The organism is Pseudomonas sp. NPDC088444 (assembly GCF_044900175.1).
Lineage (GTDB): Bacteria > Pseudomonadota > Gammaproteobacteria > Pseudomonadales > Pseudomonadaceae > Aquipseudomonas.
The window spans coordinates 719,935-745,859 of sequence record NZ_JBJDNK010000001.1 but is presented as its reverse complement, the minus strand read 5'-3'; the positions used below and the strand labels follow the sequence as shown (position 1 = coordinate 745,859).

28 protein-coding genes are annotated in these 25,925 nt (G+C 60.3%); 16 read left to right on the top strand and 12 right to left on the bottom strand.

Annotation, left to right across the window (positions count from 1 at the left end):
- Positions 1–62 precede the first annotated feature (62 nt).
- Positions 63–476 (bottom strand): YbaN family protein, encoded by a 414-nt coding sequence (locus tag ACI2KB_RS03640; RefSeq protein ID WP_404631450.1) that lies wholly within the window; start codon positions 474–476, stop codon positions 63–65.
- Between the two features lie 10 nt (positions 477–486).
- Entirely contained in the window at positions 487–1,074 is a 588-nt protein-coding gene (locus ACI2KB_RS03635; protein ID WP_400597151.1) for a UPF0149 family protein, read from the bottom strand.
- Between the two features lie 211 nt (positions 1,075–1,285).
- Here ACI2KB_RS03635 and recQ point away from each other — a divergent pair, with 211 nt between their 5' ends.
- From recQ to ACI2KB_RS03605, 6 genes are all read left to right on the top strand, one after another.
- Entirely contained in the window at positions 1,286–3,412 is a 2,127-nt protein-coding gene (gene recQ / locus ACI2KB_RS03630; protein WP_404631448.1) for a DNA helicase RecQ, read from the top strand.
- Positions 3,413–3,682: 270 nt separating this feature from the next.
- A complete protein-coding gene (locus ACI2KB_RS03625) occupies positions 3,683–4,117 on the top strand; it encodes a MarR family transcriptional regulator (protein WP_404631446.1) in 435 nt (144 codons plus the stop codon).
- Between the two features lie 124 nt (positions 4,118–4,241).
- Positions 4,242–6,536 carry a FimV/HubP family polar landmark protein gene (locus ACI2KB_RS03620; protein WP_404631444.1) on the top strand — a complete coding sequence of 765 codons (2,295 nt, stop codon included), beginning with the start codon at positions 4,242–4,244 and terminating at the stop codon, positions 6,534–6,536.
- Positions 6,537–6,541: 5 nt separating this feature from the next.
- On the top strand, positions 6,542–6,838 hold the full coding sequence (locus ACI2KB_RS03615; protein WP_404631442.1) for a SelT/SelW/SelH family protein: 297 nt from the start codon (positions 6,542–6,544) through the stop codon (positions 6,836–6,838).
- Between the two features lie 112 nt (positions 6,839–6,950).
- A complete protein-coding gene (locus ACI2KB_RS03610; protein ID WP_404631440.1) occupies positions 6,951–7,850 on the top strand; it encodes a bestrophin family protein in 900 nt (299 codons plus the stop codon).
- 122 nt (positions 7,851–7,972) lie between these two features.
- Entirely contained in the window at positions 7,973–8,785 is an 813-nt protein-coding gene (locus tag ACI2KB_RS03605; RefSeq protein ID WP_404631438.1) for a UDP-2,3-diacylglucosamine diphosphatase, read from the top strand.
- Between the two features lie 56 nt (positions 8,786–8,841).
- On the opposite strand, the gene ACI2KB_RS03600 is transcribed toward ACI2KB_RS03605, so the two are convergent.
- Positions 8,842–9,153 carry an Mpo1-like protein gene (locus tag ACI2KB_RS03600; protein WP_404631436.1) on the bottom strand — a complete coding sequence of 104 codons (312 nt, stop codon included), beginning with the start codon at positions 9,151–9,153 and terminating at the stop codon, positions 8,842–8,844.
- 136 nt (positions 9,154–9,289) lie between these two features.
- Between ACI2KB_RS03600 and ACI2KB_RS03595 the strand changes: the two genes are divergently transcribed.
- Positions 9,290–10,297 carry an AraC family transcriptional regulator gene (locus ACI2KB_RS03595; protein ID WP_404631434.1) on the top strand — a complete coding sequence of 336 codons (1,008 nt, stop codon included), beginning with the start codon at positions 9,290–9,292 and terminating at the stop codon, positions 10,295–10,297.
- A 121-nt stretch (positions 10,298–10,418) separates the two neighbouring features.
- On the opposite strand, the gene ACI2KB_RS03590 is transcribed toward ACI2KB_RS03595, so the two are convergent.
- Positions 10,419–11,873: a TrkH family potassium uptake protein gene (locus ACI2KB_RS03590; RefSeq protein ID WP_404631432.1), complete on the bottom strand. Its 1,455-nt coding sequence runs from the start codon at positions 11,871–11,873 to the stop codon at positions 10,419–10,421.
- 174 nt (positions 11,874–12,047) lie between these two features.
- On the opposite strand from ACI2KB_RS03590, the gene ACI2KB_RS03585 reads away from it, so the two are divergent.
- Positions 12,048–12,605, top strand: coding sequence for a nitroreductase family protein (locus ACI2KB_RS03585; protein WP_404631430.1), 558 nt, complete (start codon positions 12,048–12,050; stop codon positions 12,603–12,605).
- A 149-nt stretch (positions 12,606–12,754) separates the two neighbouring features.
- Here ACI2KB_RS03585 and ACI2KB_RS03580 read toward each other — a convergent pair whose 3' ends face one another.
- From ACI2KB_RS03580 to ACI2KB_RS03555, 6 genes are all read right to left on the bottom strand, one after another.
- On the bottom strand, positions 12,755–14,086 hold the full coding sequence (locus tag ACI2KB_RS03580) for a sensor histidine kinase (RefSeq protein WP_404631428.1): 1,332 nt from the start codon (positions 14,084–14,086) through the stop codon (positions 12,755–12,757).
- Between the two features lie 91 nt (positions 14,087–14,177).
- Positions 14,178–14,615 (bottom strand): Spy/CpxP family protein refolding chaperone, encoded by a 438-nt coding sequence (locus tag ACI2KB_RS03575; RefSeq protein ID WP_404631426.1) that lies wholly within the window; start codon positions 14,613–14,615, stop codon positions 14,178–14,180.
- 231 nt (positions 14,616–14,846) lie between these two features.
- Positions 14,847–15,524 (bottom strand): response regulator transcription factor, encoded by a 678-nt coding sequence (locus tag ACI2KB_RS03570; RefSeq protein ID WP_404631424.1) that lies wholly within the window; start codon positions 15,522–15,524, stop codon positions 14,847–14,849.
- A 7-nt stretch (positions 15,525–15,531) separates the two neighbouring features.
- The gene (locus tag ACI2KB_RS03565; protein WP_404631422.1) at positions 15,532–15,951 is read right to left on the bottom strand and encodes a translation initiation factor 2; all 420 of its coding nucleotides are present in this window, start codon (positions 15,949–15,951) and stop codon (positions 15,532–15,534) included.
- A 241-nt stretch (positions 15,952–16,192) separates the two neighbouring features.
- Positions 16,193–16,492 (bottom strand): YciI family protein, encoded by a 300-nt coding sequence (locus tag ACI2KB_RS03560; RefSeq protein ID WP_404631420.1) that lies wholly within the window; start codon positions 16,490–16,492, stop codon positions 16,193–16,195.
- A 1-nt stretch (position 16,493) separates the two neighbouring features.
- Entirely contained in the window at positions 16,494–17,102 is a 609-nt protein-coding gene (locus ACI2KB_RS03555) for a septation protein A (protein ID WP_404631418.1), read from the bottom strand.
- A gap of 65 nt (positions 17,103–17,167) precedes the next feature.
- Between ACI2KB_RS03555 and ACI2KB_RS03550 the strand changes: the two genes are divergently transcribed.
- The 8 genes from ACI2KB_RS03550 (at position 17,168) to arfB (ending at position 24,274) form a co-directional block, all read left to right on the top strand.
- Entirely contained in the window at positions 17,168–18,028 is an 861-nt protein-coding gene (locus ACI2KB_RS03550) for a PHP domain-containing protein (protein ID WP_404631416.1), read from the top strand.
- A gap of 13 nt (positions 18,029–18,041) precedes the next feature.
- Positions 18,042–18,674: an L-threonylcarbamoyladenylate synthase gene (locus tag ACI2KB_RS03545; RefSeq protein ID WP_404631414.1), complete on the top strand. Its 633-nt coding sequence runs from the start codon at positions 18,042–18,044 to the stop codon at positions 18,672–18,674.
- A 116-nt stretch (positions 18,675–18,790) separates the two neighbouring features.
- The gene (locus ACI2KB_RS03540) at positions 18,791–19,489 is read left to right on the top strand and encodes a segregation and condensation protein A (RefSeq protein ID WP_404631737.1); all 699 of its coding nucleotides are present in this window, start codon (positions 18,791–18,793) and stop codon (positions 19,487–19,489) included.
- Positions 19,490–19,500: 11 nt separating this feature from the next.
- On the top strand, positions 19,501–20,292 hold the full coding sequence (scpB, locus tag ACI2KB_RS03535; RefSeq protein WP_404631412.1) for an SMC-Scp complex subunit ScpB: 792 nt from the start codon (positions 19,501–19,503) through the stop codon (positions 20,290–20,292).
- A gap of 238 nt (positions 20,293–20,530) precedes the next feature.
- Positions 20,531–20,719 (top strand): DUF1289 domain-containing protein, encoded by a 189-nt coding sequence (locus ACI2KB_RS03530; protein WP_404631410.1) that lies wholly within the window; start codon positions 20,531–20,533, stop codon positions 20,717–20,719.
- Positions 20,720–20,902: 183 nt separating this feature from the next.
- A complete protein-coding gene (gene rluB, locus ACI2KB_RS03525) occupies positions 20,903–22,051 on the top strand; it encodes a 23S rRNA pseudouridine(2605) synthase RluB (protein WP_404631408.1) in 1,149 nt (382 codons plus the stop codon).
- Positions 22,052–22,424: 373 nt separating this feature from the next.
- A complete protein-coding gene (locus ACI2KB_RS03520; RefSeq protein ID WP_404631406.1) occupies positions 22,425–23,849 on the top strand; it encodes an amino acid permease in 1,425 nt (474 codons plus the stop codon).
- An 11-nt stretch (positions 23,850–23,860) separates the two neighbouring features.
- Positions 23,861–24,274, top strand: a complete 414-nt coding sequence (gene arfB, locus ACI2KB_RS03515) for an alternative ribosome rescue aminoacyl-tRNA hydrolase ArfB (RefSeq protein WP_404631404.1) — start codon at positions 23,861–23,863, stop codon at positions 24,272–24,274.
- A 49-nt stretch (positions 24,275–24,323) separates the two neighbouring features.
- Here the strand turns inward: arfB and ACI2KB_RS03510 are convergent, their stop codons facing one another.
- Together ACI2KB_RS03510 and ACI2KB_RS03505 are read right to left on the bottom strand one after the other, a co-directional pair.
- Positions 24,324–25,538: an MFS transporter gene (locus ACI2KB_RS03510; RefSeq protein WP_404631402.1), complete on the bottom strand. Its 1,215-nt coding sequence runs from the start codon at positions 25,536–25,538 to the stop codon at positions 24,324–24,326.
- Positions 25,539–25,714: 176 nt separating this feature from the next.
- A complete protein-coding gene (locus ACI2KB_RS03505; RefSeq protein WP_404631400.1) occupies positions 25,715–25,894 on the bottom strand; it encodes a hypothetical protein in 180 nt (59 codons plus the stop codon).
- Between the last annotated feature and the right edge of the window lie 31 nt (positions 25,895–25,925).

Sequence of the window (25,925 nt, the reverse complement as noted above, 5' to 3'; positions counted from 1 at the left end):
CGATTGCATCGCGAATACATTCGCTTCTACAGGATTTGGCGGTGCCAGTTAAATCAGAGTCTTCAGGTGCGCAACGTCTTCTGCCGCAGAATGTAAACCGTCACCCCAATGGCCGAGGCCAGCATGAATACTCGCGCCCAGATCAACGGCACCAGCCAGCAGGACACACCGATGCTGACCCACATCAGACCGATGGCGTAGACCTTGCCCTTGAGCGGTATCCCGCTGCCGTCCAGATAATCCCGAATCCACGGCCCCAGACGAGGGTGGTTGACCAGCCAGTGATAGAAGCGCGGCGAGCTGCGAGCGAAACAGGCGGCCGCGAGGAGAAGGAAAGGGGTGGTAGGCAGCACCGGCAGGAAAATCCCGATCACGCCAAGCGCGATGCTCAGCCAGCCAATGCCTTGCAGAAGAACCCGTACGAGCCGGGATCGACTCGTACGGGGTGTTGAATCACCAGACCCACCGCGCGCCATAGGCGCCGACTCAGTGGTGACGAGGCTTGAGGATCGCCGGTTTTTCATCCGGTGCGTGCAGCAGCAGGAACAGCGCAGACAGCGCTTCCGGGATCTGCACGATCATGTCGTCCATCAGGTTGGCATCCGCCGCGATGTCGGCGAATTCAGGCTGCTCGTCGAACAGACCGGAGCCGACCATGATCGGCAACAGCATTTCGCTGACTTCTTCCTCGTCGTTCTCGAACCAGGCCGCTTCACGCAGGAACACGCCTTCCATGAAGCCGATGCACCAGCCGCGCAGTTCGGAATCGTCCGGCTCGTCGCCCAGATCCAGATCGCACGGCAGTTCGAACTCTTCGTCCGAGGCCAGTTGACGGGCAATGTGGGCCTTGAGCTGGACCAGCGTCGATTCGATTTCTTCGTGCTGAGCCTTGTCGGTGTAGTGCGGCGGCTCGGCGAACAGCGCGTCGATCCACTCACGATCCGGCACGGTTTCGGCACAGATCGACAGCGCGGTCAGGTAGCCATGGGCGGCTACATAGTCCAGCGCTTCGTCATGCAGCTCATCGGCGTCGAGGAAGGCTTGCAGGCGGTGTAATTGCTCAGCGAAGGACATTGAAGGACTACCTTGGAAATAAACGATGCTGAATTCTAGGCGCTGGGGGCCGTAGATGCCAGCGTAGAGGCTTATGTAATCAGGATTCCTGCAAATTTCGACCGCTGGTGTCGGTGTTGCCCTATCCGTCCGAGCGCTCCGGTATACTGCCGCGCTTTGCGATTTCAACAGCGGTTGTTTATCCGCTGTAGTGGCACCATCCGGGGTATCTATGCTCGACCAGGCTCAACGCGTACTTAAAGACATCTTCGGCTACGACAGCTTCCGTGGTCGCCAGGGTGCCATTATCGAGCGCGTGGCCAGCGGTGGTGATGCCCTGGTGCTGATGCCCACTGGCGGCGGTAAATCCCTGTGTTTTCAGGTGCCCAGCCTGTTGCGCGACGGTCTGGCGGTGGTTGTGTCGCCCCTGATTGCATTGATGGACGATCAGGTCGCAACCCTCGATGAACTGGGCGTCGCGGCGGCGGCCTTGAACTCGACCCTCACGCCCGATCAGCAGCGTGATCTGGCCAACCGGATTCGCCGGGGCGAAGTGAAAATGCTCTATCTGGCGCCGGAGCGGCTGGTGCAGCCACGCATGCTGGCGTTTTTGCAAAACCTCAAGATCGCTCTGTTCGCCATTGACGAGGCTCACTGCGTTTCGCAATGGGGTCATGATTTCCGTCCGGAATATCTGCAATTGGGGCAACTCGCCGAGCTGTTTCCCGACGTCCCGCGCATTGCGCTGACCGCCACCGCTGACAAACGCACCCGCGAAGAAATCGTCACGCGCCTGCACTTGCAGAACGCCGAACGCTTCCTGTCGAGCTTCGACCGGCCCAATATCTTTTACCGCATCGTGCCCAAGGAACAGCCGCGCAAGCAGTTGCTGGCGTTTTTGTCCGAGCGGCGCAGCGACGCCGGGATCGTTTACTGCCTGTCACGCAAGAAAGTCGAAGAAACCGCCGCCTTCCTCAGTGACAACGGCTATCCGGCATTGCCGTACCACGCGGGCTTGCCCATCGACGTGCGTGCCGAAAACCAGCGCCGCTTCCTGAATGAGGAAGGGCTGATCATGGTTGCCACCATTGCCTTCGGCATGGGCATCGACAAACCCAACGTGCGGTTCGTCGCGCACATGGACCTGCCCAAGTCGCTGGAAGCCTATTACCAGGAAACCGGCCGGGCAGGGCGCGACGGTCTGCCCGCCGATGCATGGATGGCCTACGGTCTGCAAGACGTGGTCATGCTCAAGCAGATGCTGCAGAACTCCGAAGGTGACGAGCGCCACAAACGCGTCGAACAACACAAGCTCGATGCCATGTTGTCGCTGTGCGAAGAAACCCGCTGTCGGCGTCAGGCCCTGTTGGCCTACTTCGACGAAGACATGCCCAATCCGTGCGGCCACTGCGACAACTGCGTCGATGACGTACAGACCTGGGACGCCACCGAACCCGCCCGTCAGGCCCTCTCGGCAATTTATCGCACCGGGCAGCGTTACGGCGTCGGGCACCTGGTGGACGTGTTGCTGGGCAAGGAAAACGACAAGGTGCAGAGCTTCGGTCATCAGAAGCTCGCCGTGTTTGGGGTGGGCAAGGGCCGCAGTGAGAACGAATGGCGCTCGCTGTTCCGTCAATTGGTGGCCCGTGGTCTGGCGGACACTGACCTTGAAGGCTACGGCGGCCTGCGTTTGAGCGATTCCTGCCGTCCGCTGCTGCGCGGCGAAGTCACCTTGCAATTGCGCCGGGACCTCAAGCCTCAGACCACGCCGAAAGCGTCGGGCAGCCCGGCGAGCCAGTTGGTCCGTGGTGAAGAGCGCGAGCAATGGGAAGCCTTGCGTACCCTGCGTCGCAAGCTGGCCGAGGAGCATGGCGTGCCGCCGTACGTCATTTTCCCGGATTCGACGCTGCTGGAAATGCTGCGCAGCCAGCCGGGCACCATGGTCGAAATGGCCCGCGTCGGTGGTGTCGGAGCGCGCAAGCTGGAGCGTTATGGTGAAGCCTTCCTCGAAGTGCTTGGCGGCAGAGCAGCGGCGCCTCGCGCGGTCGCCGATGTCCGTCATGAACTGATCAGCCTGGCCCGCGCGGGCATGACCCCGACGCAGATCGCCGGTCAGTTGCAATGTTCGGAAAAGAACGTCTATACGATGCTGGCCGAGGCCATTGGCAACCAGCAATTGTCGCTGGAACAAGCGCTGGACCTGCCAGAAGACCTGCTCGGCGAGATTCAGGACGCGTTTTTGGATGGGGAAGGCGAACTGCCCCCTGTTTCCGCCATCGCAGGCATGTTCGCCGGGCGAGTGTCGGAGGGTGTGCTGTATTGCGTGCGTGCGGCGTTGCAGTCTGAGTTTGAGGTTTAACCATTCTCCTGAGTTGCAAACGCCAACTGTAGGAGTGAGCTTGCTCGCGATGCGTCTGGTCTGGCCCTGCGTTAGCGACTGACACACCGCTATCGCGAGCAAGCTCACTCCTACAGGTATGCGTCCGCAGCGACACCGCGCCAAACCCGCCGCAATCCGTTCTGCCAGCGCCCTGTGCGACGAAACACCACGCTTGACCCCTTGCCTCGTAATGCCCCCCATGGTTAGCTGCCTATTGATTAGGAATCATCTTTAACCATTGAGTTACCTATGCCGTTGACTGAAGAACACCGCTTTGGCATGCAGTTGGCCAACCTGTCCCGAGGCTGGCGTGCCGAGCTTGATCGCCGTTTGGCCGATCTGGGTTTGTCCCAGGCCCGCTGGCTGGTGCTGTTGCACCTGTCACGCTTCAAGGAAGCCCCCACCCAACGCGAGCTGGCGCAAAGCGTCGGCGTAGAAGGCCCAACCCTGGCCCGTTTGCTCGACAGTCTGGAAAGTCAGGGCCTGGTTCGGCGTCAGGCCGTGGTCGAGGATCGTCGCGCCAAGAAGATTCTGCTGTGCGACACCGCCAGGCCCCTCATCGAAAAAATCGAAACCATCGCCACCGCCCTGCGTCATGAATTGTTCGAAGGCATCGACGAGCAAGAGCTGCGTGTGTGCATGCGTGTGCACTCGACAATTCTGCGCAATCTGGAAAAATCCTGACGCAATGGCCCCGCGCCAGCTACAAATACGTTGAACCTGCCGAAACATCCTGTTCTATTTGCAGCCATACTGCTGTTGTCCACACCACGAAATTTGCAGGGAAGCCTGCCTCATAAGGGTTCGCATGCTGAAGAGTTTTCAGGCCGGGAGTCGGCGCGAGAGTCACGGATCGTGCCGCGTTCAGTCAGGTCTTCGCACGGGGTTGCTGGCAGCGGCCATCGCCTCGGCGTCCATGCTGCACAGCTCCATGGCGGCGGCCTTGGGACTGGGCGAGATCAATTTGCACTCGGCGTTGGGGCAGCCGTTCAATGCGGACATCGAGCTGATCGAGGCGGGCGGCCTGACCCCTGAAGAGATCGTGGTCACCCTGGCGTCGGCAGAGGCGTTCAGCAAGGCTGGCGTGGAGCGGCTGTTCTTTTTCAACGATCTGCGCTTCACCCCCATCATTCGCGGCAACCGCGCGGTGGTGCATGTTGAGTCGCAAAAACCGGTGACCGAACCATACATGGATTTCCTGGTGCGCCTCTCGCGCCCGAACGGCGATCAGTTGCGTGAGTACACCGTTTTGCTGGACCCGCCTAATTCTCCTGCAGGTCTGGCCGCTACGCGCAGCCGTACACAGTCGCCTGCGGTTGCCAGCAAAAAAGATGAATCCCGTTTCCCTGTCGCGCCGCCCAAGGCCGTACAGGGCAAGCACTACACCGTTGTGTCCGGCGATACCCTGGCGGGCATTGCACGGCAGATTCAGGCACCGGGCAGTAAAGTGTCGTCGGCGGAACTGATCAGTGGCATTCAGGCGCTCAACCCGCAAGCGTTTCCCAACGGTGAACGCAGCCAGTTGAAAGTCGGGCAGAGCCTGTTGTTGCCGGACGGTGCTGTAGAACCCAAGACCTCTGCGTCAGCCGCCGCTGTGCCTGCTGCGGGCACCCCTGCACCGGCGCCCGCTCCAGCGCCATCGAACGCTGCCGAGCAACTGACGGCCACCGCCATGGAAAACCAGGCGTTGAGCAAAACGGTCGATGACCTTAAAGGGAAGGTTCAGCAGATTTCGGAAGACGAAGCGGGCAAGGACAAGCAGATCATCGAGTTGCAGACGCAATTGGCCGAGATGAAGGCGCTGGCCTCCCGTCCAGCCCCTGCGCCAGCGCCTGTACCGGTCAACGCGCCCGTCCAGAAGACCGAGCCTGCTGCGTCCGCGCCAGCCCCGACACCCGCACCAGCCCCTGTTCCCGCAGCGCCGGTGGCGGACGATGACCTGCCGTGGACGATGATTGTCGCAGGGCTGTTGCTGATCGTGCTGTTGCTGGCGCTCGCCTGGTCGGTGCGGCGTAACCGCATGAAGAACACGTTGGTGCCGGAGCCCGAGCCAGTCGAGCCGATCATCAAACCGGCGCAAGGGACGGTCACGCCTTTGTTTGAAGTCCCGGCAGTGACCCCGCGCCCGGCGCCGACTGCGCCCGCGACACCCGCCGCCCCCGCAGGGCAGCGGCTGGCGGGAGCCGCTACCGACGCACTGGATGGCGCAAGCATCTACATCGCCTACGGCCGTTTTGCCGAGGCGTTGGCCATTTTGCGTGACGCGCTGAAGACCCAACCGCAGCGCACCGACGTACGCATGCGTGTGCTGGAGCTGTTGGGCGAGCAGGGCGATGTCGCGGGGTTCGACGAAGAAGAGAAAATACTGCTGGCCCATGGCATCGAGCCGGAGAAACTGGCAGAGATTCGCGCGCGTTATCCGAAACTCAAGGTCGATCCGGTGCCGGCACCGCCCGCTCAGGCTGCGCCATTGGTGACACCGGCGGTCTTCGCTGGCGCCGCCGCGGCAGTGGTCGCCAGTGCGGCGGCGAGCGACGATCAACCCGCGCAGCAGGACGAAAAGGCGGCGTCGCCGAACTCGGAACCGGTGGACGATTTTCAGCTCAATCTTGACGACCTGTCCCTGGACGCCGACTGGGATCTGGTGGACCCATTCGACAGCACGCCTTCGCGCAAAGCCGAAGCGACGCCTGAGCCGGAAGTCGATCCGTCGTTCGCTTCGGACCTCACTCAGTTACCTGAAGTTTTCGAAATGCCGGACGAGCAATTCCTCAGCGATTTCGCCGAGGAGGAGGCCGAGCCGACGTTCGAGGTGGCGTTCGAGCCCGAGTTCGATCGCGAGCCTGAACCTCGATCGGACTCCGTGGCTCAGAGCGACAGCGACCTGCTGGACGACGAATTCCTCGACAGCTTCATGACCGACGACACCGAATTCGACCTGATGGACCTGGACGACGAGCCATTGAGCAAGATCAACGAAGCCCAGGTGCTGATCGACGACGGCAACATAGAGGAGGCCCGCAGGCTGTTACAGGAAGTGATCGACGAAGCTGATGACGGCCCGCAACAAACCGCGCGCGATCTGTTGGCCGGACTGGGCTGACTTCGATGACGGAAAAGGCTGAGATCACCATCACTTACTGCACGCAATGCCAATGGTTGTTGCGTGCGGCATGGCTGGCGCAAGAACTGCTCAGCACCTTTGGCGACGATCTGGGCAAGGTGTCACTGGTGCCTGGCACGGGTGGCGTGTTCATCATCACCTGCAACGACGTGCAGATCTGGGAGCGCAAGGCGGACGGTGGTTTTCCGGAAGCCAAGGTGCTTAAACAGCGGGTTCGCGACCAGATCGACCCGGATCGGGATCTTGGCCATAACGACCGGAACAAAGGCATCGATAGCTGAACAGGCCCTGATAGAAACGGTCGATGGGCCAGTCGCGAACAGTGATTGGACGCTGTTCGCACAACCCCACTATGCTGGTCTGGCTTTCCGACGCTTTACCGAGCCCTGACCCATGATCGTACGACCCCATCCCAACCTGCTCAACGTTCTGTTGGCCCTCAAAGGCTCCATCGCCCGTCGCATCGCCCTGCGCAGTCTGATGATCACCGTACTGGCTGCGGCCATCGTACTGATTGAAAGCCTGCACCCCGATTACTTTGCCAAAGTCAGTGCCACGCCGTTCACGTTGCTGGGGTTGTCGTTGTCGATCTTCATGAGCTTTCGCAACAATGCCTGCTACGACCGCTGGTACGAAGCGCGCAAAGCCTGGGGCGAGGTGATCACCGCGACCCGATCGATCATTCGCGAAACCCAGGTCATCAAGGATGACGCTGGACGCAGCATGATTCTGCGTGACTTGTGTGGTTTTGCCCACGCCCTCAATGCCCGCTTGCGCGGTCTTGATGTGCACCAGGCCGCCCAACCCTGGGTGAGCCGGATGCCGCCTGACGACTGTGCGAACCTCTGCGACGGCATCCTGCGTGACATTGGCCTTCAGTGTTCCAGGGCCAGTGACAGCGGTCAGATCAATGAATGGCGTTACACACTGCTGGCTAACCATCTGACGTCGCTGAGTCGGGTGCTGGCGGCGTGTGAGCGGATCAAGAGCACGCCCTTGCCGTTCCCCTACACCTTGCTCTTGCACCGCACGATTTACCTGTTCTGCATTTTGCTGCCGTTCGCCATGGCCGAACCGCTGGGCTGGATGACACCGCTGTTCATGGCCATCGTCAGCTACACGTTTTTCGGCCTGGATGTGATCGGCAACGAACTGGAAGACCCGTTTGGTTACGACGAAAACGATTTGCCGCTCGATGCGCTGGTGCGGGTGATCGAGCGTGATGTTCTCGATGCGCTGGGCGTAAGGCCATTGCCGCCGCAGTTGGAGCCGGTGGAGTTTGTGTTGACGTAAGTTCTCTCAGGGTTCGGCGTGATTTCTGCCGCATTTGCGCTTGTCATCAAACTTCAACAACCCCGTCATGTGCACTTCACCGGCCCGGTCCACCCTTGTGGAAACCCGAGCGGAGGCTGTCCATGAGCATTGCCGAGAACGTGAAGCCCAGTCGTAAACAACGTGTCCGGACCTTGTGGATTTCTGATGTTCACCTGGGGACCCGGGACTGTCAGGCCGAGCATCTGTCGACCTTCCTCAAGCAGTATCATGCCGACAGGATTTATCTGGTCGGCGATATCATCGATGGCTGGAAACTGCGCGGCGGCATGTACTGGCCACAGGCGCACACCAACGTCATTCGCCGTTTGCTGACCATGAGCAAGCGCGGCACCGAAGTCATCTACGTCACGGGCAACCACGACGAATTCCTGCGTCGCTATTCGAAGCTGATCCTGGGCAATATCCAGTTGGTGGACGAAGCCGAACACGTCACCGCCGATGGCCGTCGCCTGTTGGTGATCCACGGCGATCAGTTCGACGTCATCACCCGTTATCACCGCTGGCTGGCCTTTCTCGGCGACTCGGCCTACGAATTCACCCTGACTCTCAACCGCTGGCTCAACCACTGGCGAGCCAAGTACGGCAAGGGTTACTGGTCGCTATCGGCGTACTTGAAGCACAAGGTCAAAACCGCTGTGAACTTCATCAGTGATTTCGAAGAGGCCATTGCCCATGAATGCGTGAAGCGCGGACTGGACGGCGTGGTGTGCGGGCACATTCACCACGCGGAGATCCGCCAGGTGGGTGAGGTGGAGTACCTCAACTGCGGTGACTGGGTCGAATCCTGCACCGCGTTGATCGAGCATTGGGACGGCACCATCGAGCTGTTCCGCCTGGCCGATGCGCACGTGAAGGCCAAGAGCGTGCAAATGCAGGCGGCGGAGACCGTTTGACCGATGGGGTCACGACTGCTACAGGGGGAAGCATAAGCCATGCTGATGGTGGGGTATCAGAACGCGACCCGACCCGTCAGCATGTCTTTGTACATCACAAAATCCCCCAGCAGACTGTAGAACGGATGCTTGAAGGTGGCGGGACGGTTCTTCTCGAAAAAGAAATGGCCTACCCAGGCAAAGCTGTATCCGGCCAGAGGCAAGACCCACAGCAACAACCAATGACCGCTGAACAGAGCGCTCGCCGCGATCAGGATCACCAGCGTGGTGCCGATGAAATGCAGGCGACGGCAGGTGCTGTCTCGGTGTTCTTGCAGGTAATACGGGTAGAAATCTGCGAAGCGCTCGAAGGTTTTGAGGTTTTCCACTGCGTGCCTCTCTTATTGTTGGTCAGGTCTTCAGTTTAGCGAAGTGCTTGTCGCGGCCAGTGACAATGGGTGCCAACGTAGTATCCTTCGGCTATCAGTCGCAGGGGGCGCCTGATCTGCAACCTGAAGACGCGCCATGGAAAAAACGACTTCTTCGAGCTGGGCGATGGGGATCGTCAAGTCCCTTGAAATGGATGGCCTGGACTGTCGCGCACTGTTCAAGGAGTTGGGCCTGGTTTACGCCGATCTGGAGAACCCTGACGCCCGTTTTCCGCAGGACGCCATGACCCGGCTCTGGCAACGTGCGGTGGAGCTTTCCGGCAACCCGGCGGTGGGGCTGAACATGGCGCGAGTGGTTCGCCCGGCGTCGTTCAGCGTTGCGGGCTATGCCTTGATGTCCAGTCGCACCCTCAAAGAAGGTTTCGAGCGGCTGGTACGTTATCAGCGCATCATCGCCGACAGTGCGGATTTGAGCTTTCGTCTGTTACCGGAAGGTTATGCACTGATTCTGACGGTGCATGGCGACCTGCTTCCCCCGACTCGGCAAAGCGCCGAAGCCTCCCTCGCGTTTGCTCTAGCCTTTTGCGGCTGGCTGACGGGCCGACCGCTGCACCCGCGCCAGGTGCTGATTCAGGGCGATATGCCGAAAAACGTCGAACCTTACAAGAAGTTCTTTCACGCCCCGTTGACGTTCAACGCTCCTTATGACGCCCTGGTGTTTGAGCGTGTCGACATGGAAGCGCCGCTCCCGACCGCCGATGAGGCCATGGCCAAACTGCATGATCGTTTTGCGGGGGAGTTTCTGGCGCGTTTTGCCAGCAATCGCGTGACCCATCAGGCGCGGCAGGTGTTGTGCCGTTTGCTGCCACAGGGTGAACCCAAGCGTGAAGCCGTCGCGCAGAGTTTGCACCTGTCACAGCGCACGTTGCAGCGTCGGTTGCAGGAGGAAGGCACCAGCTTCCAGACCCTGCTGGACGACACCCGCCGTGAGCTGGCCGAACAGTACCTGGCCCAGCCGCAGATGACCTTGTTGGAAATTGCCTATCTGCTGGGCTTTGCCGACCCGAGTAACTTCTTCCGGGCATTTCGTCGCTGGTTCGATGAGACGCCGGGAGAGTATCGCTTGCGCAAGGGCATGACGTAGCGCTGAAATCCGTGGGAGCCGACTTGCTGGCGAAAGGGGCGTATCAATCAGCAAAGACGTGGTCGATTTGACGCTTTCGCCAGCAAGCCGGCTCCCACAACTGATCTGGTGCGTTCCCTGATCAATGCCGCCAGAATGCTGGGATGCACAGCACCAGGATGGTGATGATTTCCAGCCGCCCTAACAGCATGCCCACCGACAGAATCCACTTCGCCGCGTCCGGCAAGGTCGAGAAGTTGCCCGCCGGGCCGATGGTTTCGCCTAATCCTGGCCCAACGCCCGATACCGTACTTGCCGCACCCGTCAGGGCGGTCATCCAGTCCAGCCCCAGCAGCGACAGCAGTAGCGCGATCAGGCAGATGGTGATGGTGAAGAAGAACGAAAACGTCAGGATCGACCGCACGATCTCGTCGTCCAGCCGATGGCCGTTGTATCTCTGTTTGATCACTGCGCGGGGATGGATCAACTGGTTGAGGTTGGCCTTGAGCAGAATGTAGGCCACCTGAAAACGGAACACTTTCACGCCGCCTGCGGTCGAGCCTGAACAACCGCCGATGAAGCCGATGTAAAAGAAAAACATCAACGCGAAGTTGCCCCACAGGCTGTAGTCGCCCAATGCAAAGCCGGTGGTGGTGACCACTGAGGTGACGTTCAACGCTACGTGTCGCAGCGCGTCCCACCACGGCAGGTCGGTGGTCGCCCAATACCACACCGTCATCACCAGCCATGTCACCAGCAATAGCCCGATGAAACCCTGCACCTGCTCGTCCTTGATCAGCGCCTTGCGATGCCCGCGCAAGGTCGCGACATACAGCGTGAACGGCAGGCTGCCGAGAATCATGATGACGATGGCGACCCAGTGCACCGCCGGTTGTGGCCATTTGGCGAGGGATTGATCGGACGTCGAAAAGCCGCCTGTGGAAATGGCCGACATCGCATGGTTGATCGCATCGAACAGGCTCATGCCTGCCCACCAGAACGCCAGGCTGCCAAGGATGGTGATGCCGACGTACACCAGCACGATGTACTTGGCGACCATGTGCGAACGCGGCATGACTTTTTCGGAGCGATCGGAAGATTCGGTCTGGAACAGGCGCATGCCGCCGATGCGCAACAGCGGCAGAATCGCGACCGCCATGCCGATGAAGCCGATGCCGCCGAGCCAGTGCAACAACGAGCGCCAGATCAGAATGCCCGGCGACATGGTGTCCAGCCCGCTGAGCACCGTGGAGCCGGTGGCGGTGATCCCGGACATGCTTTCGAAGAACGAGTCGGTGTAGCTGATGTGCTGAGTCAGCAGAAAGGGCAGGGCCGAGAAAATGCACACCACCACCCAACTGCTGACGGTCAGCAGGTACATGTCGCGAGGGCGCAGGTGCACATGTTCCGGGCGCCCCTGGCCGACCAGCGCAAGACCTGCGATGAAGGTGATCATGCTCGACCAGAGAAACGACGGCATGTCGCTCGTACGATCGAAGATCACCAGAGTGGCCATGGGCACGACCATGGCGATGGCCAGGGTAATGAGGAAGATGCCGATGATGAAACCGATGATGCGGAGGGTCGGCAACGCCATGCAATCGCTCTGATCAGGTGATGGAAAGCCGCACATTCTACCCGTGGGTCGAATGGTGTAAACCGAGGCCCTTTCCGAGAGTCATGTAAGTAATTGCTACTGTCATACGTTATTGAAGTTCAAGAAGGCGTTGGCGGCACTACAATGCCCCATCAAATTTCAGGAGACGATTCAATGGAAGCGCTTGATGTACTGCTCAATCGCGTGTCCGTCCCGCGGCTGATCGAGCCGGCCCCGGATGCGGCACAGCGTGAAATCCTCTTCGGCGCAGCGTTACGAGCCCCTGACCATGGCGGTCTGCGGCCTTATCGCTTTCTCACTGTAGAGGGCGATGCGCGCAATCGCATGGGGGACTTACTGGCCCAGGCGCTGGTCGAGAGTGGCGGCGCAGCGGATGAGAAGGCGCTGGAAAAGGCCCGTTTCGGGCCGTTGCGTGCGCCGTTGGTGGTGGTGGTCATCGCCAAACTGACCGATCACTACAAGGTGCCGAAGAAGGAACAGGTCATTACTGCGGGCTGTGCGGCCCATGGTGTGTTGCTGGCGGCTTACGCGATGGGCGTGGGCGCGGTGTGGCGTACGGGGGAGTTGTCGTATTCGCCCCATGTCGCGAAGGGGCTGGGACTGGCGGCGGATGAAGAGGTCGTGGCGTTTCTTTATCTGGGCACACCTCTGAACCCGCCGCGTGAGGCGGCCAAGCCGGATGTGTCGGAATTTGTGAGCGCGTGGCAGTAGGAGACGTCTTGCACAAATTTGTGGGAGCCGGCTCCCACAATTCCAGCGTTGAATACTGGATTTGGATTCGTCCTGATATTTGTGGGAGCTGCCTTGGTGGCGGATGGTGTTGACCCGCCAACATAGAATCCCCCACAAGGGAACAGCGCCTACGGCAAGACTTCCCGGGGCACAACGATACTGGCCACGAATCCGCCCTGCGGGTGATTTTCGAACACCAGGTGCCCGCCGTGTTTCTCGGCGGCGCGTTTGGCAATGGCCAGTCCCAGGCCATATCCCGGCGCGGTCTGGTTTGGCGCGCGATAAAACGGCTCACCCAGCTGTGCGAGGTGTTCTGCGCTGACGCCCGGTCCGTGGTCACGCACGCTGATGCGCAGCCCTTCGTCGACGTTACGGGCGCTCAGTTCGATGGGGTGCCCAGTCGGATTAAAGCGCAGGGCATTGCGCAACAAGTTATCCACAGCCCGCTCCAGCACGTTTGGCCAGCCTTGAAGATGCGCATCAGGCTGCGCGTCGACCACGATGCTTTGCTCGGTGCTGCTCATCTCGGTTTCGGCTTTGAGGTGATGAAGCATGCCCGGCAGGTCGATAGGGGCGGCATTGCCCATGTCGGCGTCCAGCCGGGCCAGCGCGAGAATTTCCCCGATCAGTTCTTCGAGGCGATCGCATTCACGGGTCAATCGCGGCCAGAGCTTTTCGCGTTCGGCGGGTTCCGCGCGCTCGGCCAGTGCCAGGGCGATACGCAGACGCGCCAACGGCGAGCGCAGTTCGTGGGAAACGTCGCGCAGCAGTTGACGCTGGCTCACGATCAGGCTTTGCAGGCGTGCACCCATGCGGTTGAAGTCGTTGGCCAATACGCCGAATTCGTCACGACGGTTCGCCAGTTGCGCCAGGCTGTTCTGTTGATACGTGGTTTGCCCCAGATCGTGCACGGCGCCGCGCAGGCGGCTGAGCGGGCGGGTGATCGACAGGGTCACCAGCAAGCTGAACAATGTCAGTACGACGAGGGCAATTCCCAGCGCACTGAGCGGCCACATCAGGCTCTGACGGTGCCAGGCATCCAGTTCCGGGTGCGGAATGCGGTAGATCAGCAGGTAGGTTTCGTTGGTCTTGAGGCTGGTGTATTCGGTGGTCAGACGGCGCCAAGGCAATGGGCGTTCATCGTCTTTCTGCTGGCGCGCTTCGAAGGCTGCGGCACGAAGTGGAAAGGTGCCGGGAATCACCGCCTCGCCGCTGTCGTTCAGCACCTGCACATCGATGTGGTACTTGCGCTTGAGGTTTTGCAGGAAATCCTGCGCCGGGCCTTCACCCTGATCTTCGTAAAGCTGCGTCCACTTCTGCGGCAGGTTGTGCAGGCCGGGATGGCGGCTGAGGATCCAGGCGTCCTGATTGAGCATGTGCCCCAACAGGATCGACAGGCCTGCCACCAACGCGATTGCGAGCCAGAAGCTCGCCAGGATTCGCCAGAACAATGAACGCACGTGAAATTCTCTCCTGCCCATGAACTACAAAGCCCGACACGCCGGGGAGAGCGTGTCGGGTTGGGGAGTGTAATGCCCCGCCAGCAGGCGGTTACTGGGTTTTTTGCGCTTTTTGCGCTTTCCAGGCTTCGAACTCGGCACGATCAGCGCGACGTTGCTCGCGGTCTTTCTGCATCTGGTCAAACGTCTTCTGCTGTTCCGGGGTCAGCATCGCACGGATGTCAGCCTGGGTTTTGGCTTGCTTGGCCGCAAACTCATCCTTCATCGCCTTCTGGTCGGCTGGCGACAGTTTGGCCAAGTACTTCTGAGTGATCTCGGAGCGGCTGTGCCACTGATCGCCCATCAGCTTGCCGATCTGTTGGCGTTGCTCCGGGGTCAGGTTCAGTTTGTCGAACGGACCTTTGCGGTGATGCTGCATGCCCGGGCCATCAAAACCTGGGCCACCCATGTGACCGCCTTCAGCGGGCTGTGCCATCGCAACGGTGGGCAGGGCTGCAGCGAACATCAAAGCCATCAGAGTATTACGCATGGTGAATCTCCTTGTCTCGGATCCGGCTCTGTGCCGGTTGTGGCCAGTTTAGGGAGATCAAGGTCAAGCGAGGTCAGGCGTGGGTAAAGCTTGGGTAAAGAGGATTTGTAAGGGGGCTTACAGACGCGGAGCGTTTCGATGATCTTTGTAGCCGCCCGGCTTGCCGGCGGCAGCGATTTCAAAGCCGCCACCGCCGGCAAGCCGGACTGATACAGGTCATTGCTCGGGATATCAAACCGCGTAGTAATAGCCCCGGCTACGCAACGCCACGATCCGCGGCCTGCCATCGGCATGTGGACCGATCTTCTTGCGCAGGTTGCTGACGTGCATGTCCAGGCTGCGGTCGTAGAGGGTCAGCTTGCGGCCCAGCGCCAGTTGCGCCAGTTCCTGCTTCTCAAGCGGTTCACCGGGCTGGCTGAGCAAGGCTTCGAGCAAACGGGCCTCGGAGACGGTGAGGGTGAACTCCTGATCGTCGATGGTGACCACGCCACGTGCCGGGCTGAAACACAGGTCACCCAGCTCGATCTGGGTAGACACTGCCGTCGGGTGGCTGCGGCGCAGCACCGCGCGCAGACGAGCAGTCAGCTCGCGGGGATCGCAGGGCTTGGCCAGGTAATCGTCAGCGCCCAATTCCAGACCGAGAATACGGTCCAGTGGCTCGCCACGGGCTGAAAGCATCAGCACCGGCAGATCAGGGTGGTCGGTGCGCAATTGTTTGAGCAGCTCCAGGCCGCTGCCATCGGGCAGCATCACGTCCAGCACCACCGCCGCCGGGGCGGTTTCGGCGAGGGCCTTTCGGGCACTTTGGCCGTCATGGCACGCCTGGACCACAAAGCCTTCCTGACTCAACCAACTGCTCAGGAGCTCACACAGCTCCTGGTCATCATCAATAAGTAACAGCTCGCTCATGACTCACTCAATTTAGCCATTGCCGACGCCGTCTACGCCAGCCGCTGGCAAAGATACCGCACAGCAGGGCCACCATTGCAACGCCGCCCCCTGTGACGAACCATTGTTGTTGCTCGGTCAGCATGCGCGCAGGCAATACCGACTGCGCCTCTTTGAGCTGCAGTTTAAGCCTTTGGTTCTCTTGGCGCAGGCGTCCCACCTGAATACTTTCGCGTTCAGTGTCGGCATTCTGCAGTTGCCGGGTCAATTCTTCACGCTGCTTTTCGCTGTCGGCCAGCTTTTGTCGCAGATCGCTCAACTGGCTCGCTGCGCTAGGCAGGGGCAATGCATGGCTGATGGCATCGCCGGTTTCTTCGGCCTGCACACCGAAACTGATCATCGAAACGGCCAGTGCGGCCGCCAGCACACACCACGGACGTGGACGCATCTGAACTCCTGACTTTTCTTGGCATTAGCAGGCTATCGGCAAGCCGATGCGAATAATGAGCAGTCAGGAAGGGAGGGCGTAACAGTGGCTAGGTTGAACATCGCTATAGTGGGAGCCGGCTTGCTGGCGAAGGCGGTGGGTCAGTTACCGATGAGTTGACTGACGAGCCTCATTCGCCAGCAAGCCGGCCCCCACAATCGGTGCTTGATCAGCACCTGTGGTCTACGGGATTGACAGGGGATTACGGCAACACTTGCTTGAACGGCTTGACCACCACGTGATCGTAGACACCCGCCTTGATGTATGGATCGGCGTCAGCCCAGGCTTGGGCCGCGTTCAGAGATTCGAACTCGGCGACGATCAGGCTGCCGGTAAAGCCAGCAGGGCCTGGATCATTGCTGTCGATGGCGGGTAGCGGGCCTGCGAGCACGATGCGGCCTTCGTTTTTCAGGGCGGTCAGGCGCTCCAGGTGGGCAGGGCGCGCCTCAAGGCGTTTTTCCAGCGAGTTGGCGACGTCCGTTGCTACGATTGCGTAAAGCATGTCAGTCCTCGGTTTTTTTGGTGGAAGGCTCGGCCGATGCGTCGGCATCGTGCATGTGACGGGCCAGGAAAATCCCTTGGCCGATCAGGAAAATCAGGGTCATGCCCAGGCTGCCGAAGACTTTGAAGTCGACCCAGAAGTCTTGGTAAGTGAAGGCCACGTAGAGATTGGCCGCACCGCAAAACAGAAAGAAAACGATCCAGGCGATGTTCAGTTTCACCCAGATGGCCTGAGGCAGCGTCAGCGCGTGGCCCATGATGCGTTGAATCAGCAGGCGATCACCGATGAAGTGGCTACCGGCGAAGATCAGTGCGAACAGCCAGTTGACCACCGGAGCTTTCCACTTGAGGAAGGTTTCGCTGTGGAAGGCCAGGGTCAGGCTGCCGAAGACCAGACACGCGATCAGGGTCAACCACTGGCTTTTTTCCAGCTTGCCCTGACGCACATAAAGGATGCCGTACACCACGATGGAACTGGCGATCAGCATGGCGGTGGCGCTGAAAATTCCGCCGACCGTGACACTGTGGCCCAGGATATCGACGGCTTGAGGGCTGATTTTGTAGACGATGAAAAACAGGATGAGCGGGATGAAATCGATGAATTGTTTCACAGTAAGAGCCAGAAGCTGGATGTGACGGCATAATAACAAACATCGATGACTGCGAAAGCGCCCCTATGAATGTCGATCTGCACTGTCACAGTACCGCCTCCGACGGCGCGCTTGCGCCCACGGCATTGGTCGCCCGTGCCCATGAGAACGGCGTCCGGGTGCTCGCGCTGACCGACCATGACACCATCGAAGGCCTCGAAGAAGCCCGCGTGGCGGCCCGTGCGCTGGACATGCAACTGATCAACGGCATCGAACTGTCCTGCACCTGGGGTGGTGCCACCATCCATATTCTGGGCTACGGTTTTGATGTCGATGCCCGGCCGTTGCTCGATGCCATTGAGCAATTGCACAGCGGTCGCTGGCTGCGCGCCGAAGAAATTGCCCGCAAATTGGCGATGAAAGGTATGCCTGGCGCGCTGGAAGGCGCCCGGGCGATCCAGCAGTCCCTCGGAGACAGCGGAAACGCACCGGCCAGACCGCATTTCGCCGACTTCCTGGTCAATGAGGGTTTCGTGAAAGATCGTGCCGAGGCATTTCGCAAATGGCTGGGCGCGGGCAAGCTGGGCGACGTCAAGCAACACTGGCCGACCCTTGAGGAAACGGTGGCGACCTTGCGCGCTGCCAATGCCTGGGTCAGCCTGGCTCACCCGTGGCATTATGATTTCACTCGCAGTAAACGTCGCAAGCTGGTCGCCGATTTCCTTCAGGCGGGAGGCCAGGCGATCGAAGTGGTCAACGGTCTGCAGCCCGCCGATCAGGTGGGCAGCCTGGCCATTCTGGCCCGGGAGTTCGGTCTGCTGGCAACGGCGGGCAGCGATTTCCATGCCCCTGGCGCCTGGTCCGAGATTGGTGTCTACCGCCCCTTACCGGAGGATCTGCCGCCGTTGTGGCGCCGATTCAAACATGACCAGCCTACTGCCGTCTGAACAGGAAGATACCGTGAGTCAATTTTTCCAGGTCCACCCGGAAAACCCGCAGGCGCGCCTGATAAAACAGGCGGTGGACATCATCAAGCGCGGCGGTCTGGTGGTGTACCCCACCGACTCCTCCTACGCGCTGGGGTGTCAGATGGGCGATAAAGGTGCCGTCGAGCGCATCCGCCGCCTGCGTCAACTGGACGACAAACATAATTTCACCCTGATGTGCTGCGACCTGTCGCAACTGGGGTTGTTTGCCAAGGTCGACACCGCCGCGTTCCGGGAGCTGAAGGCTCACACGCCGGGGCCATACACCTTCATTCTCAACGCCACCCGGGAAGTACCGCGTCTGGTGCTGCACCCGAAACGTCGCACGATCGGCCTGCGCGTGCCACGTCATCCCGTGGCGCAGGCGTTGTTGCAGGAACTGGGCGAGCCACTGATGAGCGTGAGCCTGATCCTGCCGGGCGAAACCCTGCCCATGAGTGATCCGCAGGAAATGCGTGAGATGCTTGAACATCAGGTGGATCTGATCATCGACGCTGGACACGGCGGTGTGTCGGCGTCCACCGTGGTCAACCTGTCCGAAGGCGAGCCGCAGGTGGTGCGCGTCGGTTGTGGCGATCCGACGCCGTTCGGGGTTGAGGTCGAGTGACCGAAGTCGAAGCAGTCGACCCGCAGGCGGACGCTCAGCAGGAACTGCCGTTTGCGCTGGTCTATGGGCAGGCCGTCACCCAGATGCCGGTCGACCTGTACATTCCGCCGGACGCGCTGGAGGTGTTTCTCGAAGCCTTCGAAGGCCCGCTCGACCTGCTGCTGTACCTGATTCGCAAACAGAATATCGACATTCTCGACATCCCGGTGGCGGAAATCACTCGCCAGTACATGGGTTACGTCGAATTGATGAAAACCGTGCGTCTGGAGCTGGCGGCGGAGTATCTGGTCATGGCCGCGATGCTGGCCGAGATCAAGTCGCGCATGCTGCTGCCGCGCTCGGAAACCGCCGAAGAGGAAGAGGACGACCCTCGCGCCGAACTGATTCGCCGCTTGCAAGAGTACGAGCGTTTCAAGGCCGCCGCCGAAGGGATCGACGAATTGCCTCGTGTGGGGCGTGAAGTCATCGTGCCGAAACTCGATGCCCCGCAAGCCCGCGCGCGCAAGCTGTTGCCGGACGTGGCGCTGGAAGAACTGCTGACGTCCATGGCCGAAGTGCTGCGCCGGGGTGACATGTTCGAAAGTCACCAGGTCAGCCGCGAGGCGTTGTCCACCCGCGAGCGCATGAGTGATGTGCTTGAGCGCTTGAAGGGCGCCGGGTTTGTGCCGTTCGCCGAGCTTTTCACCGCCGAAGAGGGCCGGTTAGGCGTAGTGGTGACGTTCATGGCGGTGCTGGAGCTGGTCAAGGAGCAACTGGTCGAGCTGGTGCAGAACGAGCCGTTCGCTGTCATTCATGTAAGGGCGCGAGCCGAGTAAAGAACTGAACGATGAATCTGAATGAACCCCGCGAGCTTGCGCCGCTGCTCGAAGCCTTTCTGCTGGCCTCCGGTAAGCCGCAATCCCTCGAACGGCTGTACGAGTTGTTCGAAGAGGGCGAGCGCCCGGAACCGGCCGTGTTCAAGAAGGCCCTGACGCTGCTGAGCAAATCCTGCGACAACCGCGCATTTGAGTTAAAGGAAGTGGCCACTGGGTATCGCCTGCAGATTCGCGAAAAATTTGCGCCGTGGGTGGGGCGTCTGTGGGAAGAGCGTCCGCAGCGCTATTCCCGGGCCTTGCTGGAAACCATGGCGCTGATTGCCTATCGGCAGCCGATCACTCGGGGCGAGATCGAGGACGTCCGAGGCGTGGCGGTGAACAGCAACATCGTCAAGACGCTGATGGAGCGCGAATGGATCAGGATCGTCGGTTATCGCGACGTGCCAGGCAAACCGGCGATGTTCGCCACGACCAAGGCGTTTCTCGACCATTTCAACTTGAAAAGTCTGGAAGAATTGCCGCCGCTGGCTGACCTGCGCGAAATGGAAGCGGAGCCGGTATTGGAGTTCGACGACGCGCCCGTGCCCGCGCACCTTCAGGCCCTGGCCGACGCCGCCTTGGGGGAGGAGGGAGAGGCCGAGCCGGAAGCGCCGAGAGACGAAACCAGCTTCCGCAGCCTGCTGGCCGAGCTGGACACCATGGAGCAGGGGTTGAAGATCGACTTCGACGATTTATTGCTCGATGAGCCCGATACAGCGTCTGAATTGGAAGATGCGCCGGAAGAAGACGAAGATCCGCGCTGAAGGACCTTCAAGTTCACCGCCATCCGTTGTGGGAGCCGGCTTGCTGGCGAAAGCGGCATATCAGGCGATCTGGCTGTGATTGATACACCGCCTTCGCCAGCAAGCCGGCTCCCTCATGTTCGGCGTTGAACAGGAGGTTTGGATTCGGCGAGGTTATTGTGGGAGCCGCCTATGGTGGCGAATGCGATTGACCGAACACCATAGAATCCCCTCACGTTCGTGCAATTCAGGGACATCAATGAGCACCAAAGACCCCTGCATCAGCCTCTGCAAATTCGACGACGATATCTGCCTCGGCTGCGGGCGCAGCAAGCGTGAGATCAAGTCCTGGAAGAAGATGGACAAGGACGAGAAGCGTTCGGTCCTGGCCGAATCGGCGGCCCGCTTGAAGCAGATGAAAGGTTCCGGTCGGCGGAAAAAGAAATGAGCCATCGGTTTTCATCTAGTCTCTGATGCGCAACGCGCGTCATGAGCGTATGATTCGCGACCTTTTGGCGATCCACACTCGCCAGAGATTCCAGTTTCAGCCCGACGCTCTGACCCTCAGAGCAGGGCAACAGGGCGTGCCCACTCGCGCACGCCCTGATTCGACACACCGGGAGGTGCCCAGATGAGTGAACAAGACAAGCAAGACACCGAGATCCGTCCAGCCGGCGAAAAGTTGCAAAAAGTGCTGGCGCGCATTGGCGTGGGTTCGCGCCGTGACGTGGAAGCCTGGATCGGTGAAGGTCGGATCAAGGTCAACGGCGTAGAAGCCACTCTCGGCCAACGCGTCGACCTGCACGACGCCATTACCGTCGACGGTCGCGTGATCAAGCGCGAAGAGGCGGCCGAAACGGTCCGCCGCGTCATCATGTACAACAAACCAGACGGTGAAATCTGCACCCGTGACGATCCGGAAGGCCGTCCGACCGTGTTCGACCGCCTGCCGCGCCCGAAAGAGGGCCGCTGGATCAATATCGGTCGTCTGGACATCAACACCACCGGTCTGCTGATGTTCACAACCGACGGTGAGCTGGCCAACCGCTTGATGCACCCATCGTTCGAAATGGACCGCGAGTACGCCGTGCGTGTGCGCGGTGAAGTCGACGATGACATGCTGCTGCGCCTGAAGAACGGTGTGATTCTGGAAGACGGCCCGGCCCGTTTCACCGACATCCAGCAAGCGCCGGGCGGCGAAGGCTTCAACCACTGGTACCACTGCGTGGTGATGGAAGGCCGTAACCGTGAAGTGCGTCGTCTGTGGGAATCCCAGGGTCTGGTGGTCAGTCGTCTGAAACGCGTGCGTTTTGGTCCGGTGTTCCTCAACTCCGATCTGCCAATGGGCCGCTGGCGCGAAATGAGCCAGCAGGAAGTCGACATCCTCAGCGCTGAAGTAGGCTTGAAGCCTGTGGCCATGCCGCAGATGAACGCCAAGACCAAGGACCGACTGGAGCGCTTGCAGCGTCAGCATTCGCGTCCGTTGAGCAAGAACGAGCGCGTGCGTCAGTTGCGCCCGGCCAAAGACGCTGTGGCGGTTGAAGGTGAGCGCCCGGCACGCAAACCTGCTGAAACGGGGCGCCCGGTTCGTACCCCGCGTCCTGCGGCAGAAGGGCGTGGCGGCAATGGCCGTGCGACCCCGGTGGCAGAGCGTCCGAGCGAAATGAACAAACGTCCGGCCAAGCCGAAAGCCACGCGTCCCGGCATCAAACTGAGTGATGACAAGGCGCCTGCGGGCAAGCGTCGTGGTGCGCCAGCCGGTCGCCGCAAGCCTGAGTGATAAAGGCTTGAAATGAAAGAACGCCAGTCCCCGTGACTGGCGTTTTTTTTGGCGGGACGCGCATTTCCCATTGTGGGAGCCGGCTTGCTGGCGAAAGCGGCGTATCAGGCACATCGATGTGGGATGACACATCGCTTTCGCCAGCAAGCCGGCCCCCACAGAAGCGTCGGTCTTGCGATAGCGAGCGGATTGCGCCCTGCTGTGCCTGTCACCTCGGTATTTGAGGTGTACAATGCCGCGCGTTTTTTCTGTGATTCATCGGCGTATGAACGCCATCCTACTCGGGGTTTACCCACCCCGTTTTCATTCCGCCGCGTCATGAGCGCGTCGGGTTCGATTCCGTCACAGACAAGAACAACAAGGTGACTATGCAATGAGTGAACACATGTCCCATTCAGGTGACTTGAAGCGCGGTCTGAAAAACCGCCATATCCAGCTGATTGCCCTCGGTGGCGCGATCGGCACCGGGCTCTTCCTGGGCTCGGCAGGGGTGCTCAAATCGGCGGGTCCGTCGATGATTCTCGGCTATGCCCTGTGCGGTTTCATCGCCTTCATGATCATGCGCCAACTGGGCGAAATGATCGTCGAAGAGCCAGTCGCCGGGTCTTTCAGCCATTTTGCACACAAATATTGGGGCGGTTTCGCAGGCTTTCTGTCCGGCTGGAACTGCTGGGTGTTGTACATCCTCGTCGGTATGTCCGAGTTGACTGCCGTCGGTAAATACGTTCAGTACTGGTGGCCGGAAATCCCGACCTGGGCATCGGCTGCGGTGTTCTTCGTGATGATCAACGTCATCAACCTGGCCAACGTCAAAGTCTTTGGCGAGGCCGAGTTCTGGTTCGCGATCATCAAGGTCGTGGCGATTCTGGGCATGATCGCCCTGGGCAGCTACCTGCTGGTCAGCGGCAGCGGCGGCCCGCAGGCGTCGATCAGCAACCTGTGGGACCACGGCGGCTTCTTCCCTAACGGGGTAAGCGGGTTGGTCATGGCGCTCGCATTCATTATGTTTTCCTTCGGCGGGCTGGAAATGCTGGGCTTTACCGCAGCCGAGGCCGATCAGCCGAAAACCGTGATTCCCAAGGCCATCAATCAGGTGATCTACCGCATCCTGATTTTCTACATCGGTTCGTTGGTGGTGCTGTTGTCGTTGACCCCATGGGACGCATTGTTGGGTGATCTGAATGCCTCGGGCGATGCCTACAGCGGCAGCCCGTTCGTGCATGTGTTTTCGATGCTGGGCAGCACCACGGCCGCACACATTCTCAACTTCGTGGTCCTGACCGCGGCATTGTCGGTGTACAACAGCGGCACGTACTGCAACGCGCGGATGCTGTTCGGCATGGCCGAGCAGGGCGATGCGCCGCGGTCGCTGGCGCGGGTCGATGGCCGTGGCGTGCCGGTGCGGGCGATTCTGGTGTCGGCGGCAGTGACCCTGATCGCAGTGCTGGTCAACTACCTGATCCCGAAAAACGCGCTGGAGCTGCTGATGTCGCTGGTGGTCGCGACCCTGGTGATCAACTGGGCGATGATCAGCTACTCGCACCTCAAATTCCGTCAGTATCTGATGCGCAAGGATCAGCAGCCGTCGTTCAAAGCGCTGTGGTATCCGTTCGGCAACTTCCTGTGCCTGGCGTTCGTGGTGCTGATTCTGGGGATCATGCTGATGATTCCGGGGATCCGAATTTCGGTCTATGCGATCCCGGTCTGGCTGGTAGCGATGTGGGTGTTCTACGTAATGAAGAACAAGCGCCACGCTGACGGCGAGTCTATGGCGCAGCGCAATTCGATCATCAAGTAAAGGCGAGTACTGTGCTGATCATTTCCAACAACGTTCACTTGCCCGACCACGAAGTCGAACTGACCGCGATTCGCGCTCAGGGCGCGGGTGGGCAGAACGTTAACAAGGTGTCCAGCGCGGTGCATCTGCGTTTTGATATCAATTCTTCGTCACTGCCGCCGTTCTACAAAGAGCGGCTGCTGGTGCTGCGCGACAGCCGGATCACCAGCGACGGTGTGATCATCATCAAAGCACAGCAATACCGCACGCAGGAGCAGAACCGAGCCGATGCGCTGGAGCGCTTGAGCGAATTGATTGTCAGTGCGGCGAAGGTCGATAAAAAGCGCCGCCCGACCAAGCCGACGCTGGGGTCCAAGACCCGCAGACTGGAAGCCAAATCCAAACGCGGGTCGATCAAGGCGGGGCGGGGGAAGGTGGATTTTTGAAGTACCGCTTTCGCCAGCAAGCCGGCTCCCACAGGGTTAAATGTATTCCTCAGGGTGTGGTCACTTTCTCCCGCATCACCTTCGCCTGCTTGTACAGGTAGACGCTCAACCCCAACCCACCCAACGACGCCAACGCCGCGAACAGGAAAATCGAGGCGAAGCCGAAGCCCGACGCCACTGCGCCTGCAACAGGGCCGGTGATGCCCAGCGACAGGTCAATGAACAGCGAATACGCGCCGACTGCCGCGCCACGGCTGGAGGCGGGCACCAGATTCACAGCTTCGACGCCCAACGCCGGGAACACCAGCGAGAAACCGAAACCGGTCAGTGCCGCACCCGCCAGCGCCAGATTGGGATTCGGCGCCAGCCACAGCAGCAACAGGCCCAGCGCCTCCACCGACAGGCAGGCGATGGCCACGCGAAAACCGCCAATGCGGTTGATCATGTTGCCGAACAACAATCGCGCGCCGATGAAACAGGCGCCGAACAAGCTCAGGCACAGCACGGCATTCGGCCAGGTGTGGCTGGCGTAATACAGGGTGATGAAGGTGGCGATGGTGCCAAAACCGATCGAACCCAGCGCCAGTCCAGTGCCGTGGGGCAACACGCGACCCAGCACGTGAAGAAACGGCATCCGTTCTCCATGCACGATGGGCGCCGGGGTTTTCTTCCAGGCCAGTGCAATGCCCAACGCTGCCAACAGGATGATGCTCATGCCCATCGACCACAGGCCCAATGCCTTGACCAGCAGTACCCCCAGCGGCGCGCCAATCGCCAGTGCGCCGTAGCTGGCGATGCCATTCCAGGAAATGACTTTCGCGGTGTTCGCCGCACCCACCCGGCCGATCCCCCAGCCAATGGAGCCGGAACCGACGAGGCTTTCCGCGCTGCCCAGCACCAACCGCCCGATGAACAGGCACACCAGACTGACCATCGGCCAGGCGTCGAGCCAGCCTGCCAGCAACATGAACACGCCGCTCAGGCCACAGCCGAACAGGCCGATAATCACCGCTTTTTTGGGGCCTTTGTTGTCGATGATTTTACCGGCTTGAGGGCGGCTGAGCAGTGTGGCCAGGTACTGCACGCTGATCACCAGGCCCGCCGTTACGGCGCCAAAACCAAGGTCGGTGTGTACGTAGCCGGGCAGGACGGCCAACGGAATGCCGATGTTCAGATAACCGATGAAGGTAAAAAGAACGATGGAAACGACCTGCAGTGTCACGGCGACACGGCGTTGTGGTGCGGCGCTTGAAGCGTCTGGCATGGGTATCAATCCACGATTGCGGCTGGAGAGGAGAAGCGGGGCTGGAAACTGAATGAAGCGTAGACGCTTGAACGTCAAGCGATGCCACATGATAACGGGGCTTTCCCGTTCATGGCAGTCGAAGGTTGAATCTGTGTTGAATGGAAAGCGGATTATCTGGCGTCAGACGCTGGCGGTCATTCGGTGGCAGGGGACACGAGTTGTGTGGTGATCAGCGCAGCCAGGGCATTTTCCTGAGTGCCGAAACGGGTCAGCAACGCTTGCTGCTTTTCCGGGGTCAAGCGTGCCCAGATTTCGATCATCTTCTCGGCGGTGCCGATCAGTGCCTGTGCCTGGGTTTCTGTGAAGTCGGTCATGGGTTGTAGTCTCGGAGTATTCAGCCCTTAT

What these genes read in the sequence shown, in the direction of transcription:
- ACI2KB_RS03640 (WP_404631450.1), bottom strand. Translation starts at nt 476, where the DNA reads ATGGCGCGCGGTGGGTCTGGTGATTCAACACCCCGTACGAGTCGATCC.
- ACI2KB_RS03635 (WP_400597151.1), bottom strand. Translation starts at nt 1,074, where the DNA reads ATGTCCTTCGCTGAGCAATTACACCGCCTGCAAGCCTTCCTCGACGCC.
- recQ (WP_404631448.1), top strand. Translation starts at nt 1,286, where the DNA reads ATGCTCGACCAGGCTCAACGCGTACTTAAAGACATCTTCGGCTACGAC.
- ACI2KB_RS03625 (WP_404631446.1), top strand. Translation starts at nt 3,683, where the DNA reads ATGCCGTTGACTGAAGAACACCGCTTTGGCATGCAGTTGGCCAACCTG.
- ACI2KB_RS03620 (WP_404631444.1), top strand. Translation starts at nt 4,242, where the DNA reads ATGCTGAAGAGTTTTCAGGCCGGGAGTCGGCGCGAGAGTCACGGATCG.
- ACI2KB_RS03615 (WP_404631442.1), top strand. Translation starts at nt 6,542, where the DNA reads ATGACGGAAAAGGCTGAGATCACCATCACTTACTGCACGCAATGCCAA.
- ACI2KB_RS03610 (WP_404631440.1), top strand. Translation starts at nt 6,951, where the DNA reads ATGATCGTACGACCCCATCCCAACCTGCTCAACGTTCTGTTGGCCCTC.
- ACI2KB_RS03605 (WP_404631438.1), top strand. Translation starts at nt 7,973, where the DNA reads ATGAGCATTGCCGAGAACGTGAAGCCCAGTCGTAAACAACGTGTCCGG.
- ACI2KB_RS03595 (WP_404631434.1), top strand. Translation starts at nt 9,290, where the DNA reads ATGGAAAAAACGACTTCTTCGAGCTGGGCGATGGGGATCGTCAAGTCC.
- ACI2KB_RS03590 (WP_404631432.1), bottom strand. Translation starts at nt 11,873, where the DNA reads ATGGCGTTGCCGACCCTCCGCATCATCGGTTTCATCATCGGCATCTTC.
- ACI2KB_RS03585 (WP_404631430.1), top strand. Translation starts at nt 12,048, where the DNA reads ATGGAAGCGCTTGATGTACTGCTCAATCGCGTGTCCGTCCCGCGGCTG.
- ACI2KB_RS03575 (WP_404631426.1), bottom strand. Translation starts at nt 14,615, where the DNA reads ATGCGTAATACTCTGATGGCTTTGATGTTCGCTGCAGCCCTGCCCACC.
- ACI2KB_RS03570 (WP_404631424.1), bottom strand. Translation starts at nt 15,524, where the DNA reads ATGAGCGAGCTGTTACTTATTGATGATGACCAGGAGCTGTGTGAGCTC.
- ACI2KB_RS03565 (WP_404631422.1), bottom strand. Translation starts at nt 15,951, where the DNA reads ATGCGTCCACGTCCGTGGTGTGTGCTGGCGGCCGCACTGGCCGTTTCG.
- ACI2KB_RS03560 (WP_404631420.1), bottom strand. Translation starts at nt 16,492, where the DNA reads ATGCTTTACGCAATCGTAGCAACGGACGTCGCCAACTCGCTGGAAAAA.
- ACI2KB_RS03550 (WP_404631416.1), top strand. Translation starts at nt 17,168, where the DNA reads ATGAATGTCGATCTGCACTGTCACAGTACCGCCTCCGACGGCGCGCTT.
- scpB (WP_404631412.1), top strand. Translation starts at nt 19,501, where the DNA reads ATGAATCTGAATGAACCCCGCGAGCTTGCGCCGCTGCTCGAAGCCTTT.
- ACI2KB_RS03530 (WP_404631410.1), top strand. Translation starts at nt 20,531, where the DNA reads ATGAGCACCAAAGACCCCTGCATCAGCCTCTGCAAATTCGACGACGAT.
- rluB (WP_404631408.1), top strand. Translation starts at nt 20,903, where the DNA reads ATGAGTGAACAAGACAAGCAAGACACCGAGATCCGTCCAGCCGGCGAA.
- ACI2KB_RS03520 (WP_404631406.1), top strand. Translation starts at nt 22,425, where the DNA reads ATGAGTGAACACATGTCCCATTCAGGTGACTTGAAGCGCGGTCTGAAA.
- ACI2KB_RS03510 (WP_404631402.1), bottom strand. Translation starts at nt 25,538, where the DNA reads ATGCCAGACGCTTCAAGCGCCGCACCACAACGCCGTGTCGCCGTGACA.
- ACI2KB_RS03505 (WP_404631400.1), bottom strand. Translation starts at nt 25,894, where the DNA reads ATGACCGACTTCACAGAAACCCAGGCACAGGCACTGATCGGCACCGCC.